This is a genomic window from Delftia sp. ASV31 (assembly GCF_016428765.1).
Taxonomy (GTDB): Bacteria; Pseudomonadota; Gammaproteobacteria; order Burkholderiales; family Burkholderiaceae_C; genus Comamonas; species Comamonas acidovorans.
Window position 1 is genome coordinate 51,953 of record NZ_JAELTK010000030.1, and the last position, 13,389, is coordinate 65,341.

At 69.8% G+C, this 13,389-nt stretch carries 12 protein-coding genes; 4 read left to right on the top strand and 8 right to left on the bottom strand.

What is annotated here, in order from left to right; all coding sequences use genetic code 11:
* Window positions 1-4: 4 nt before the first annotated feature.
* Window positions 5-1,159, bottom strand: a complete 1,155-nt coding sequence (locus JHD82_RS13155; protein ID WP_199136863.1) for an FAD-binding oxidoreductase — start codon at window positions 1,157-1,159, stop codon at window positions 5-7.
* An 8-nt stretch (window positions 1,160-1,167) separates the two neighbouring features.
* The gene (gene uvrA, locus JHD82_RS13160; protein WP_199136865.1) at window positions 1,168-4,281 is read right to left on the bottom strand and encodes an excinuclease ABC subunit UvrA; all 3,114 of its coding nucleotides are present in this window, start codon (window positions 4,279-4,281) and stop codon (window positions 1,168-1,170) included.
* 273 nt (window positions 4,282-4,554) lie between these two features.
* Between uvrA and JHD82_RS13165 the strand changes: the two genes are divergently transcribed.
* From JHD82_RS13165 to JHD82_RS13180, 4 genes are all read left to right on the top strand, one after another.
* Window positions 4,555-5,730, top strand: coding sequence for an MFS transporter (locus JHD82_RS13165; protein ID WP_199136879.1), 1,176 nt, complete (start codon window positions 4,555-4,557; stop codon window positions 5,728-5,730).
* Between the two features lie 160 nt (window positions 5,731-5,890).
* A complete protein-coding gene (ssb, locus tag JHD82_RS13170) occupies window positions 5,891-6,457 on the top strand; it encodes a single-stranded DNA-binding protein (protein ID WP_012202749.1) in 567 nt (188 codons plus the stop codon).
* An 86-nt stretch (window positions 6,458-6,543) separates the two neighbouring features.
* Window positions 6,544-7,041: a hypothetical protein gene (locus JHD82_RS13175; RefSeq protein ID WP_199136867.1), complete on the top strand. Its 498-nt coding sequence runs from the start codon at window positions 6,544-6,546 to the stop codon at window positions 7,039-7,041.
* Between the two features lie 333 nt (window positions 7,042-7,374).
* Window positions 7,375-8,829 (top strand): SulP family inorganic anion transporter, encoded by a 1,455-nt coding sequence (locus JHD82_RS13180; protein WP_199136868.1) that lies wholly within the window; start codon window positions 7,375-7,377, stop codon window positions 8,827-8,829.
* A 30-nt stretch (window positions 8,830-8,859) separates the two neighbouring features.
* Here the strand turns inward: JHD82_RS13180 and paaE are convergent, their stop codons facing one another.
* From paaE to JHD82_RS13210, 6 genes are all read right to left on the bottom strand, one after another.
* Complete coding sequence (gene paaE / locus JHD82_RS13185) at window positions 8,860-9,957, bottom strand: 1,2-phenylacetyl-CoA epoxidase subunit PaaE (RefSeq protein ID WP_199136870.1); 1,098 nt, start codon at window positions 9,955-9,957, stop codon at window positions 8,860-8,862.
* Window positions 9,954-10,523, bottom strand: a complete 570-nt coding sequence (gene paaD / locus JHD82_RS13190) for a 1,2-phenylacetyl-CoA epoxidase subunit PaaD (RefSeq protein ID WP_199136872.1) — start codon at window positions 10,521-10,523, stop codon at window positions 9,954-9,956. Before paaD ends, paaE begins: the two co-directional genes overlap by 4 nt.
* Complete coding sequence (paaC, locus tag JHD82_RS13195; RefSeq protein ID WP_199136875.1) at window positions 10,523-11,311, bottom strand: 1,2-phenylacetyl-CoA epoxidase subunit PaaC; 789 nt, start codon at window positions 11,309-11,311, stop codon at window positions 10,523-10,525. The genes paaD and paaC overlap by 1 nt, the downstream gene beginning before the upstream one ends.
* Window positions 11,312-11,324: 13 nt before the next feature.
* Window positions 11,325-11,630, bottom strand: coding sequence for a 1,2-phenylacetyl-CoA epoxidase subunit PaaB (gene paaB / locus JHD82_RS13200; RefSeq protein WP_016454266.1), 306 nt, complete (start codon window positions 11,628-11,630; stop codon window positions 11,325-11,327).
* The gene (gene paaA, locus JHD82_RS13205) at window positions 11,627-12,649 is read right to left on the bottom strand and encodes a 1,2-phenylacetyl-CoA epoxidase subunit PaaA (protein WP_012202742.1); all 1,023 of its coding nucleotides are present in this window, start codon (window positions 12,647-12,649) and stop codon (window positions 11,627-11,629) included. The genes paaB and paaA overlap by 4 nt, the downstream gene beginning before the upstream one ends.
* Before the next feature lie 45 nt (window positions 12,650-12,694).
* The coding region (locus JHD82_RS13210) for an AMP-binding protein (RefSeq protein ID WP_374191645.1) at window positions 12,695-13,389 on the bottom strand (695 nt) is incomplete at its 5' end.

Sequence of the window (13,389 nt, forward strand, 5' to 3'; positions counted from 1 at the left end):
AGCCTCAGCCGCGCTGGCAGCGCGCGGGCGACAGCCGTTCAGGCTGCACGCCCTGCGCGGCCAGGCGCGCATCCAGCGGCTCGCCGCACAGCAGGTTGCGCGCCAGCAGGCTGTAGCCGAAGGCGCTCTGTATGCCGTAGCCGCCCTGGGCGGCCACCCAGAAAAAGCCCGGCAGCGGCGCAGGCGAAGCATCCCAGCCCACGGCCATCTCGCCGTCGGCCACAAAGCTGCGCAGCCCGGCCCAGGTGTGGGAGGGGCGGCGAATCTGCAGCGTGGTCACTTCCTCGATGCGCCAGATGCCCGTGGCCACGTCCAGCTCCTCGGGCGCCACGTCCTGCGGCGCCACGGGGTCGGCGTTGGCGGGCGAGCCCAGCAGCTGGCCTGCATCGGGCTTGAAGTAAAAGCCCTCGTCGGCGCTGATCACGGCGGGCCAGTGCGCGGCGTCCATGCCTTCGGGCACGGCAAAGGTGAAGGCACTGCGCCGCTTGGGCACCAGGCCGATGGGCGCTGCGCCCGCCAGCGCGCCCAGCGCATCGGCCCAGGCGCCGGCCGCGTTGACCACGCAGCGCGTACGCACCCGGCTGCCGTCGGCCAGGTCCACGGTCCAGACACCTGCGTCATGCGCCAGCGCACGGACCTCGGCGCCGCAGCGCAGCTCGCCACCGCACTGGCGCAGGCCGCGCAGGAAGCCCTGGTGCAGGCCGTGCACGTCGATGTCGCGCGCGCCGTCGTCCGCAAAGCCATCGACCAGCAGCGCGGTATTCAGGCAGGGCACCAGGGCCTTGAGTTCATCGGGGCCCAGGCGCCGCGCCTGGGGCGAGTGCAGGAGCGCCTCGGCATGGGCGGCATCGAGCAGGTCCTTCTGCGCGGCCGTGCCCACATAGAGCACGCCGCGCGGCGCCAGGATGGGCGCCTGCACAAAGCCTTGCGGCGGCTGCTCGTAGAAGGCGCGGCTGGCCCGCGTCAGCGCCTGGACCTGCAGCGGGCCATAGTGCTCCTCATACAGCGCGGCCGAGCGGCCCGTGCTGTGGTAGCCAGGCTGGGATTCGCGCTCCAGCACCAGCACCGAGGCGCCGCCATCGCGCGCCAGCTGCCAGGCCACCGAGGCACCGGCCATGCCCGCGCCCACCACCACGAAATCACGGATGCTGCTGTCCATGGCCGGCCTCACTTTGCGTTCTTGCGGCCTGGCTTGGCCTGCGCGGGAGCCGCCGCTGCCTCCAGGTAGGGCCGCAGATAGCGCCCCGTGTGGCTGGCCGGGTTGGCCGCCACGTCCTCGGGCGTGCCCGTGGCCACCACCTGGCCGCCGCCCGAGCCGCCTTCGGGGCCCATGTCGATGATCCAGTCGGCCGTCTTGATCACGTCCAGGTTGTGCTCGATGACCACGATGGTGTTGCCCGCATCGCGCAGCTGCTGCAGCACCTTGAGCAGCAGGGCGATGTCGGCGAAGTGCAGGCCCGTCGTGGGCTCGTCCAGGATGTAGAGCGTGCGCCCCGTGTCGCGCTTGGACAGCTCCTGGGCCAGCTTGACGCGCTGCGCCTCGCCGCCCGACAGCGTGGTCGCGCTCTGGCCCAGGCGGATATAGGACAGGCCCACGTCCAGCAGGGTCTGCAGCTTGCGGGCGATGGTGGGCACGTCCTTGAAGAAGGCATGGGCGTCCTCCACCGTCATCTCCAGGATCTGGGAGATGTTGCGGCCCTTCCACTGCACCTCCAGCGTCTCGCGGTTGTAGCGCTGGCCGTTGCAGATGTCGCAGGGCACGTAGACATCGGGCAGGAAGTGCATCTCCACCTTGACCACGCCATCGCCCTGGCAGGCCTCGCAGCGGCCGCCGGCCACGTTGAACGAGAAGCGCCCGGGGCCGTAGCCGCGCTCCTTGGCGGTGTTGGTCTCGGCCATCAGGTCGCGGATGGGCGTGAACAGGCCCGTGTAGGTGGCCGGGTTGCTGCGCGGCGTGCGGCCTATGGGCGACTGGTCCACATTGATGACCTTGTCGAAATGGCCCATGCCGATGATGTCGTCGTGCGGCGCGGCCTCGCCGCCGGCGCGGTGGATCTGGCGCGCCGCCTCGGTATAGAGCGTGTCGTTGACCAGGGTGCTCTTGCCCGAGCCCGAGACGCCGGTCACGCAGGTCAGCAGGCCCACGGGAAAGTCCGCCGTCACGCCCTTGAGGTTGTGACCGCGCGCACCCACCACGCGCAGGGCCTGCAGTTGCGGCGCGCCGGGCGCGGTTGCGTTATCGGGATTGGCGGGGGGCTGCTGGGCGCGGGCCGGGAAGCCCTTGGCCGCTGGCCGGGCCTCGCCCTCGGCCGTTGCCTCCAGCACGGGTTGCCAGGGCGTGCGCCGCGCAGGCACTTCGATGCGCTGGGTGCCCGCCAGGTAGCGGCCCGTGGGTGAATCGGGGTTGGCACGCACCTCTTCGTAGCTGCCCTGGGCCATGACGCGGCCGCCATGCACGCCCGCGCCGGGGCCCAGGTCGATGATCTGGTCGGCCGCGCGCATCATGTCCTCGTCGTGCTCGACCACGATGACGCTGTTGCCGATGTCGCGCAGGTGCTGCAGCGTGCCGATGAGCTTGTCGTTGTCCCGCTGGTGCAGGCCGATGCTGGGCTCGTCCAGCACATACATCACGCCCGTCAGGCCGCTGCCGATCTGGCTGGCCAGGCGGATGCGCTGGGCCTCGCCGCCGGACAGGGTGTCCGCGCCGCGCTCCAGGCTCAGGTAGCTCAGGCCCACGTCGTTGAGGAACAGCAGGCGCGAGGCGATCTCGCGCACCACCTTGCCCGCGATCTCGGCCTTGGCGCCCGACAGCTGCAGGGACGCGCACCAGGCATGGGCCTCGGCCAGCGTGGCATGGCCCACCTCGTAGATGGCGCGTGCCTGCTCGCCCTCGCCGATGCGCACGAAGCGCGCCTCGCGGCGCAGCCGCGTGCCGCCGCAGTCGGGGCAGACGGCGACGCTGCGCAGCCGCGCCAGATCGTCGCGCACCACGCTGGACTCGGTCTCGCGCCAGCGCCGCGTGATGTTGGGGATGATGCCCTCGAAGGGATGGCTCTTGACCATGGACTCGCCCTTGCGCGCGCCGCTGTCGAAGACATAGCTGAAGGGCATTTCCTCCTCGCCCGAGCCCCAGAGCACCACATGGCGCACCTTCTCGGGCAGCTCCTCGAAGGGCAGTTCCACATCGGTGCCGTAGTGGCGCGCCACGCTCTCCAGCATGGAGAAGTAGTAGCCGTTGCGCCGGTCCCAGCCCTTGACGGCGCCGCTGGCCAGGCTCAGCGTGGGGAAGGCGACCACGCGCTCGGGGTCGAAGGACTCCGTGCAGCCCAGGCCGTCGCAGCCCGGGCAGGCGCCCATGGGCGAGTTGAACGAGAACAGGCGCGGCTCCAGCTCGGGCAGCGAATAGCTGCACAGCGGGCAGGCGAACTTGGCGCTGAAGAGGTGTTCCTTGCCGCTGTCCATCTCCAGGGCGATCACGCGGCCGCCGGCGTCGGCGCCGCCCGCGCGCAGGGCGGCCTCGAAACTCTCGGCCAGGCGCTGCTGGGCGTCGGCGCGCACCTTGAGGCGGTCGATCACCACGTCGATGTCGTGGCGCTCGTTCTTCTCCAGCGCGGGCAGGGAATGGGACTCGTGGATCTTGCCGTCGATGCGAAAGCGCACATAGCCCTGGGCCTGCATCTGCGCGAACAGCTCGGCGAACTCGCCCTTCTTGTTGCGCGCCAGCGGCCCCAGCACCATGAGGCGCGTGTCCTCGGGCAGGGCCAGGGCCGCATCCACCATCTGGCTGATGGTCTGGGACTGCAGCGGCAGGTTGTGGTCGGGGCAGTAGGGCGTGCCGGCGCGTGCGAACAGCAGGCGCAGGTAGTCGTTGATCTCGGTCACCGTGCCCACGGTGGAGCGCGGGTTGTGGCTGGTGGCCTTCTGCTCGATGCTGATGGCGGGCGACAGGCCCTCGATCAGGTCCACATCGGGCTTGTCCAGCCGCCCCAGGAACTGGCGCGCATAGGCCGACAGGCTCTCCACGTAACGGCGCTGGCCCTCGGCATACAGCGTGTCGAAAGCCAGGCTGGACTTGCCCGAGCCCGACAGCCCGGTGATCACCACCAGGCGGTTGCGCGGAATGTCCAGGTCGATGTTCTTGAGGTTGTGCGTGCGCGCACCGCGGATGGCGATGCGTGACTGCGCCAGCGCCTGGCCGAGGTAGCGGCCGTCGGGCTGGGAGCGGGAGTCGGCGGCCCGGTCCAGGCCGCCGTCTTCGGAAATCGTGTGGGAACCAGGCATCGGGAAAACCCCTGCGAAGGCGAACCCGCCATGATAGGTCAGAACCCGTGCCACCGCATGGCGGCTCGGTCTGCGGGGCGGCAGGGCCTTCTGCGGCGCCCCTTCACAAAACTGTCTTGCACTGCCTTGCATAACCCAGCCACCCCGCAGCGCCGGCCTATGGGCGAGAATGGCGGATTGCTTGCCCCCACAACAGTGCACCCCGTGCTCGATTCCCCCACACCCGTCCACGGCGCCCAGGCGCCCGCCCCCTCCTCGGCCGCATCGGGCCGCATGACCTCGCAGGAACGCCGATCCAGCGCCAGCCTGGCGCTGATCTTTGCGCTGCGCATGCTGGGCCTGTTCCTGGTGCTGCCGGTGTTCGCGCTGGAGGCGCGCAAATACCCGGGAGGGGATGATCCGGCCATGATCGGCCTGGCCATGGGCCTGTACGGGCTCACCCAGGCCGTGTTCCAGCTGCCCCTGGGCCTGGCTTCGGACCAGTTCGGGCGCAAGCGCGTCATCGTCGCCGGGCTGCTGGTCTTTGCGGCGGGCAGCCTGCTGGCGGCCACGGCCGACTCGCTGCTGGGTCTGATGTGGGGCCGGGGCCTGCAGGGCGCGGGCGCCGTCTCGGCGGCCGTGACCGCGCTGCTGGCCGACCTCACGCGCGACAGCGTGCGCACCAAGGCCATGGCCATGGTGGGCGGCAGCATCGGACTCATGTTTGCGCTGGCCCTGGTGCTCAGTCCCCTGCTGGCTGCCTGGGGCGGGCTGCCCGGCATCTTCGGCCTGACCTGCGCCCTGGCGCTGGCGGGCATTGCCGTCGTGCTCTGGGTCGTCCCGCCCGAGCCCGCGCGCCACGCCGACCAGCCGCGCGGCCGCATGGCCGAGCTGTGGCGCCATGGCGACCTGGTGCGCCTGAACCTGGGCGTGTTCGTGCTGCACACCGTGCAGATGTCCATGTGGGTGGCCGTGCCCGCCATGCTGGTGCAGGCAGGCCTGGACAAGCAGGCGCACTGGCATGTCTACCTGCCGGCCGTGGTGCTGTCCTTCGCCGCCATGGGCGGCCTGTTCGCCATGGAGCGGCGCGGGCGCCTGCGCGCGGCCCTGCTGGGCGCCATCGCCCTGATCACCCTCGTGCAGATCGGCCTGGGCCTGCTGGCAGCCGGTGGCGCGCAGCCGCCGCTGTGGGCCATGGCCGTGCTGATGTTCGTGTTCTTCTGCGGCTTCAACGCGCTGGAGGCCACCCAGCCCAGCCTGGTATCGCGCATGGCCCCGGCCCCGCTGCGCGGCGCGGCGCTGGGCGCCTACAACACGCTGCAATCGCTGGGCCTGTTCGCAGGCGGCGCGCTGGGCGGCGCCGTCGCCAAATGGGCCGGCATGCCGGGCCTGTTCACCCTGACGAGCGTCCTGGCCGTGCTGTGGCTGGTCGTCACCTGGCCGCTGCGCCCCGTGGGCCGCCACGGCTGAACGGCGGATTTTCAGACGGTTACAAGCCGCCGCCACAGGCGGTTGCCGCGGGATATCCGCCCCCTGCCATCGGCGGACGGCTTGCGGCACAATGGCGCGTCTGGCCCGGGATCCATCCCTCTATGCCCGGGCCACTTCCCTATGTAAAGGTATTTCACTCATGGCATCCGTCAACAAAGTCATCATCGTCGGCAACCTCGGACGCGACCCCGAAATGCGCACCTTCCCGAGTGGCGATCAGGTGGCCAACGTGACCATCGCCACCACCGACCGCTGGCGCGACAAGAACACGGGCGAGAACAAGGAAGCCACCGAGTGGCACCGCGTGGTCTTCAACGGCCGTTTGGCCGAAATCGTGGGCCAGTACCTGCGCAAGGGCAGCCAGGTCTATGTCGAAGGCAGCCTGCGCACCCGCAAGTGGACCGACCAGGCCAGCGGCCAGGAACGCTACGCCACCGAAATCCGTGCCGACAGCATGCAGATGCTGGGCAGCCGCCAGGGCGGCGGCGGTGGCCAGCAAGGCGGCGGCTACGGCGATGAAGGCTACGGCGACAGCGGCTACGACGCCCCTCCCCAGCAGCAACAGCGCCGCCCGGCCCCTGCCCCCATGGCAGCGCCCGCACCGCGCCAGGCCCCCGCCCAGCGCCCCGCTCCCGCGCCCATGGCACCCCCGCCCCAGCGCGCAGCCTCGGGCTTTGACGATATGGATGACGACATTCCGTTCTGATTCGGACCATCAAGGTTCTTGAGCATCCAGACCCGCTTTCCCCGGAAAGCGGGTTTTGTTTTTCCAGGCGCCCGACGACAAATCCCATGCCCCTGCCGCGTGCCAGAACCCTGTTGTGGAGTCTTGTCCTGTGCCTGCTGCTGGCCGTGGTCGGCTGGCTGGCTGCAGCCCTGTGCCTGATCTCGCAGGAGGACTACACGCCCGAGCCCGGCAGCTTCACCTACTACATCGGCATCTCGTCCCTGGTGCGCCATGCGCCGCTGGTGGGCGCGCTGGGCAAGGCGGAGTACTTCGGCACCGTAGGCGACGGCAACAAGCCGCCACACGACCTGGTGTCCTATGACGTGGAGTTCGCAAGCATTGGCCCCGCCACGCACGCCTTCGATGCCTACCTGCTCGGCAAAGGCTATTCCCGGACTGCGGACGACGAAACGCCCGGCCCCTCCTACGGCATGGGGCGGCGCGTTCGCCATGCCAGGTACACGGCGTCTTCGGGCCAAGTCGTCTACGTGGAAGTGGTGCAGGCCTCATCGGCCGAGCAAGGCCCTGTGCGCTACCGCGCCACCATGGCGCACTACGACTGATTGCGGCCAGGGGCCCATCCCACGGCAGGCAGCACCCCCTCGTACAATCGCGCCCGTGATTTCAGTCCACCGGCACCGTCAACCAGGGGCTCGCCAAGCGCGCAGCCGCGATGCCGCACGCCTTCACAGCTTCACGCTGGCCCGCATCGCGCGCGGCTCGCAAAGCCGGCGCTCGGGCTGCACCCGCCTGGCGCCGCCGTAGCACGGTCGAACAGCACAAGCCGCCAGGTTTCGGGCATCGCCCGACGCCCGGCATGTTCATTCCCGTCTACAAAATCCTGCCCCGCCCTGCCCCGCCCTGTCACACCCAGCGCGGCGGGGCCGGCCATTTCCATGTCGAAACACCCCCATCCCTTTCGCGCCGAGTGGGCGCCCAGCATTCCGCGCGAGCTCATGGCCGGCGCCGTGGCCACCTTTGCGCTGATCCCCGAGGTCATCGCCTTCTCCTTCGTGGCCGGGGTCGATCCGGCCGTCGGCCTGTTCGCCTCCTTCATCATCAGCATCGTCATCGCCTTCACGGGCGCGCGCCCGGCCATGGTGTCGGCGGCTGCGGGCTCGGTCGCACTGGTGGCCGCTCCGCTGGTGCATGCGCATGGCGTGCAGTACCTTTTTGCGGCCGGCATTCTTGCGGGGGCCGTGCAGATCCTGTTCGGCGTGCTGCGCCTGGGCGTGCTGATGCGCTATGTGTCCGGCTCGGTGCGCACGGGCTTCGTCAATGCGCTGGCCATCCTGATCTTCTCGGCCCAGATGCCGCACCTGATCGGCGCCAATGCCGCCACCTGGGCCATGGTGGGCGCCGGCCTGCTGATCATCTACGGCCTGCCCCGGCTGACCACGGCCGTGCCCTCGCCCCTGGTCTGCATCGTGGTGCTGACGGTGGCGGCGAATTGGCTGGACCTGCCCCTAAAGACGGTCGCCGACCTGGGCCTGCTGCCGGACGGCCTGCCCAGCTTCGGGCTGCCGCAGGTGCCGTGGTCGCTGGAGACGCTGCGCCTGATCGCCCTGCCCGCGCTGGCGATCGCCATGGTGGGATTGCTGGAGTCCATGATGACGGCCAGCGTGGTCGATGAACTCACGGACACGCCCAGCTCCAAGAACCGCGAGTGCAGCGGCATCGGCGTGGCCAACATCGCGGCCAGCCTGTTCGGCGGCATTGCCGGCTGCGCCATGATCGGCCAGACCGTGGGCAATGTGCGCTACGGCGGCCGCGGCCGGCTGTCCACGCTGTTCGCGGGCGCCTTCCTGCTCATCCTGATGGTGCTGCTCAAGCCCTGGGTGTCCCAGGTGCCGGTGGCGGCGCTGGTGGCCATCATGGTGATGGTGTCGGCCTCCACGCTGGACTGGGGATCGGCCCGCGCCCTGCTCAGGCATCCCAAGCTGTCCAGCGCCGTCATGCTGGCCACCGTGGTGGTCACCGTGGCCACGGACAACCTGGCCGCCGGCGTGGGCGTCGGCGTGCTGCTCAGCGGGGTGTTCTTCACCTTCAAGGTCTCAAGGCTGCTGTCCGTCGAGAAGACGCAGGACGATGCAGGCCTGACCTACCGGGTCTCGGGCCAGGTCTTCTTCGCCTCGGCCGACCTGCTGGTCGATGCCTTCGACGTGCGGGACATCGAAGGCCGGCCGGTGCGCATCGAACTGACCAACGCCCATTTCTGGGACATCACGGCCGTCAATGCGCTGGACAAGGTCTGCCAGCGCCTGCGCAAGCACGGCAGCACGGTCGAGGTGACGGGCCTGAACGAACACGGCCGGGCACTGGTGTCGCGGCTGGATATCGGCGTCGAGTAGGCCCGCGGCCGTCCCCGGGCGGGACGGCCCTCACCGCTCATCGAACGACAGCACCACGCGCTCGGTCAGCGGATGCGCCTGGCAGGTCAGGACAAAGCCGCAGGCGACCTCGTTCTTGTCGAGGGCGAAGTTGCGCTCCATGCGCACCTCGCCCTCGACCACCTTGGCGCGGCAGGTGCCGCAGACGCCCGAGGTGCAGGAATAGGGCACTTCCAGCCCGGCCGAGGAGGCCGCGTCCAGGATGCTGGCCTGGCCGCGCGTGAAGGGGATTTCGCGCGAGAGGCCGTCGCGCACCAGGGTGATGCGGGCGGTGGCGGCGTCGCCGGGCTGGGCCTCGTGCACCACGGCGCCCACCGTGCCCTGGCCTGCGGCCGGCAGGGCCACGCCGAAGCGCTCGATGTGGATGCGCTCCTCGGGCACGCCGGCGGCCAGCAGGGCGGCCTCGGCCTCGTCGTTCATCTGGAAGGGGCCGCAGATGTAGGCATGGTCGATGTGCGCGGCCGGCACCACGCCCTGCAGGAATTCGGCGATCTTGGCTCGGTCCATCACGCCCATGTTCAGCGGCAGGTCGGTGTGCTCGTCCGAGAACACATGCTGCAGCGACAGCCGCGACATGTAGCGGTTCTTGAGGTCCTCGATCTCCTCCTTGAACATGGTGGACTGCAGCTGGCGGTTGCCGTAGATCAGCGTGAAGCGGCTGGCGGGCTCGCGCGCCAGCACGGTCTTCATGATGGACAGGATGGGCGTGATGCCGCTGCCGCCGGCGATGCCCACATGGTGGCGCGCGGCCCCGGGCTCGATGGGCACGAAGAAGCGGCCCTGGGGCGCCATGACCTGCAGTGTGTCGCCGGGGCGCAGATGCTCGTTGATCCAGTTGGAGAACTGGCCGCCGCGCACCTTGCGCACGCCCACGCGCAGCTCGCCGTCATCCACGCCTGCGCAGATGGAGTAGCTGCGGCGCAGGTCCTGGCCGTCGATCTGGTGGCGCAGGGTGAGGTACTGGCCCTGGGTGAAGCCGAAGACCTCGCGCAGCGCGGGGGGCACGTCGAAGGAGACGACCACGGCCTCGGCCGTGTCGGGCGCAATGCTGCGCACGCGCAGCGGGTGGAACATCGTGGTCGTGGTCATATCGGCTTGAAGTGTTCGAAGGGTTCGCGGCAGTCCAGGCAGCGGTGCAGGGCCTTGCAGGCCGTGGCGCCGAAGGCCGACAGCCGTTCGGTGTGCGCGCTGCCGCAGTGCGGGCAGGCAACGGGCTCGGGCGCGGCGATGCCCTGGCGGCGGCGCACCAGGCGGATGGGCGAGGTGCCTTCCGGCAGGCCGGAGTCGCCACAGCGCCCGGGCGGCGCGATGCCGTACTCGCGCAGCTTGCGCCGGCCGTCGTCGCTGATCCAGTCCGTGGTCCAGGCCGGGGCGCGGCGCAGCACGGCGCGCGCGGGGCCCAGGCCTGCGGCCTCGATGGCCTCGAGCACGCTGCGCTCGATGACCTCGGTGGCCGGGCAGCCCGAGTAGGTGGGCGTGAGCACGATCTCCATGCCCTGGCCTTCGGGCAGGGCATGGACCTCGCGCACGATGCCCAGCTCGCAGACCGAGATCACGGGCACCTCGGGATCGGGCACGTCCTGCAGCGCGGCCCAGGCCAGGCGCTCGCGCTCGGCCAAGGCGGATGTGACGGCCACAAGCCGTGCGGCAGCCATCACCACACCCCGCCCGGATAGGCGCGCTGCAGGTGCTGCATCTCGGCCAGGATGAAGCCCATGTGCTCGCTGTGCACGCCGTTACGGCCCGTGCTGCGGAAGGCGGATTCGGCCGGCATGTCCAGCGTGGCTTCCTGCAGCAGGGCAGCCATTTCGGCCTGCCAGGGTTCGCGCAGCTCGGACCAGGCCGGGCCCAGGCCGCTGGCACGTGCGGCAGCGTCCGTGGCGTCGTCGGTGAACAGCTCGGCCGCATAGCGCCACAGCTGGGCCAGCGCCGCCTCCATGCGCTGGCGCGATTCCTCGGTGCCGTCGCCCAGGCGCACCACCCAGTCGCCCGCGTGCTGCTCGTGGTAGCGCGCTTCCTTGAGCGCCTTGGCGGCAATGGCGGCCAGCTCGGCGTCGCTGGATTGCACCAGGCGCTCCCACATCAGGCGCAGCCAGGTGGCGGCCATGGCGTTGCGCAGCACGGTGAAGGCGAAGTCGCCGCGCGGCAGCTCGGCCAGCGTGGCGTTGAAGTAGTCGCGCTCGTCGCGCAGAAAGGCGAGCTGGTCCTCGTCGTGCGCACGGCCTTCGAGCTGGCCGGCGCGGGTGAGCAGCGCGCGCGCCTGGCCGACCAGGTCCAGCGCCATGTTGGTCATGGCGATGTCCTCTTCGAGGATGGGCGCGTGGCCGCACCACTGGCCCAGGCGCTGGGCCAGGATCAGGCAGGTATCGCCCAGGCGCAGCAGGTACTGCACCTCGGGGCGGGCATCAATGGCGATGGAGGAGGCGGAGGCGGAGGCGTTCATGGCAGCACCCCGCTCACATGTGGTCCACTGAGGGCGGCAGCTGGTAGAAGGTCGGATGGCGGTAGACCTTGTCCTGGGCCGGGTCGAAGAACATGTCCTTGTCGCCGGGGTCGCTGGCCACGATCTGGTCCGAGCGCACCACCCAGACGCTCACGCCCTCCTGGCGCCGCGTGTAGACATCGCGCGCCATCTGCAGCGCCATCTGCGGGTCGGCCGCATGCAGGCTGCCGCAGTGCTTGTGGTCCAGGCCGGCCTTGCTGCGGACGAAGACTTCCCACAGCGGCCATTCGTTGGTGATGTTCTGTTCGACGGTGGTCATGCGGCCTCCTTGCGGGTCTGGTTTCTCTGTGTCTGCTTGCGGGCATGGGCCAGGGCGGCCTCGCGCACCCAGGCGCCCTCATCCCAGGCCTTGACGCGGGCGCCCAGGCGCTCGCGGTTGCAGGGGCCGTCTCCGGCGATCACGCGCCAGAACTCGTCCCAGTCGATGGGGCCATGGTCATGGGCCTGGCGGGCCTCGTTCCATTTCAGGTCGGGGTCGGGCAGGGTCACGCCCAGCACCTTGGCCTGGTCCACCGTGGCGTCGATGAACTTCTGGCGCAGCGCGTCGTTGGAGATGCGCTTGATGCCCCAGCGCATGGACTGCGCGCTGTTGGGCGACTGGTCGTCGGGCGGGCCGAACATCATGATGGACGGCCACCACCAGCGGTTGACGGCGTCCTGCACCATGGCCTTCTGCGCCTCGGTGCCCTGCTGCATCATGGTCAGCAGCGCCTCGTAGCCCTGGCGCTGGTGAAAGCTCTCCTCGCGGCAGATGCGCACCATGGCGCGCGCATAGGGCGCATAGGAGCAGCGGCAGATGGGCACCTGGTTCATGATGGCCGCGCCATCCACCAGCCAGCCGATGGTGCCCATGTCGGCCCAGGTCAGCGTGGGGTAGTTGAAGATGGAGCTGTACTTGGCCTTGCCCGTGTGCAGCGCGTGCAGCATCTGGTCGCGGCTGCTGCCCAGCGTCTCGGCGGCCGCGTAGAGGTACAGGCCATGGCCGCCCTCGTCCTGCACCTTGGCCAGCAGGATGGCCTTGCGCTTGAGGGTGGGCGCGCGGCTGATCCAGTTGCCCTCGGGCAGCATGCCGACGATCTCGCTGTGCGCGTGCTGGCTGATCTGGCGCAGCAGCGTCTTGCGGTAGTTGTCGGGCATCCAGTCCTTGGCCTCGATGAATTCGCCGGCATCGATGCGCTCGTCAAAGCGCTGCTGCAGGCGCATTTCGTCGGCCGAGCGCACGGCCTTGCCGCCATCGCCCGCTTCCTTGCCCATGGTGTCCATGGCCTGGGTATACATGTGCGATCTCCTTCAATGAAATGGTTGACGACGGCCGGCGGTGCCTCAACGCGGCCGCTTGTCGTACACGCGCCGGGCCTTGCCGGTCTGCGTGCGCTCGATGGTGTCGGGATCGAAGACGCGCACCGCCGTGGAAATGCCCACCAGGGTCTTGATGCGCTGCTGCACCCACTGCGCGATCTCGCCGCGTTCGGCATCGCCCAGGCCGCGCCGCTGCGGCTGCAGCTCGCAGTGCACCTCGACGGTGTCCAGCAGGCCTTCACGGCTGATGTGCATCTGGTACAGGCCCGTGAGGCTGGCATTGGCCAGCACGATTTCCTCGATCTGCGTGGGAAAGACGTTGACGCCGCGGATGATCATCATGTCGTCGCTGCGCCCCACGATCTTGCCCATGCGCCGGAAGCTGCGCGAGGTCGGCGCCAGCAGCCGCGTCAGGTCCCGCGTGCGGTAGCGCACGATGGGCATGGCTTCCTTGGACAGCGACGTGAAGACCAGCTCGCCCTCGCTGCCGTCGGGCAGCACCTCGCCCGTGTCCGGGTCGATGATCTCGGGATAGAAATGGTCTTCCCAGATCACCGGCCCGTCCTTGCTCTCCACGCATTCGCTGGCCACGCCCGGGCCCATGACTTCGGACAGGCCGTAGATGTCCACGGCATCCAGCCCCGCCTTGCCCTCGATCTCGCGGCGCATGGCCTCGGTCCAGGGCTCGGCGCCGAAGATGCCGATCCGCAAAGAGCTCT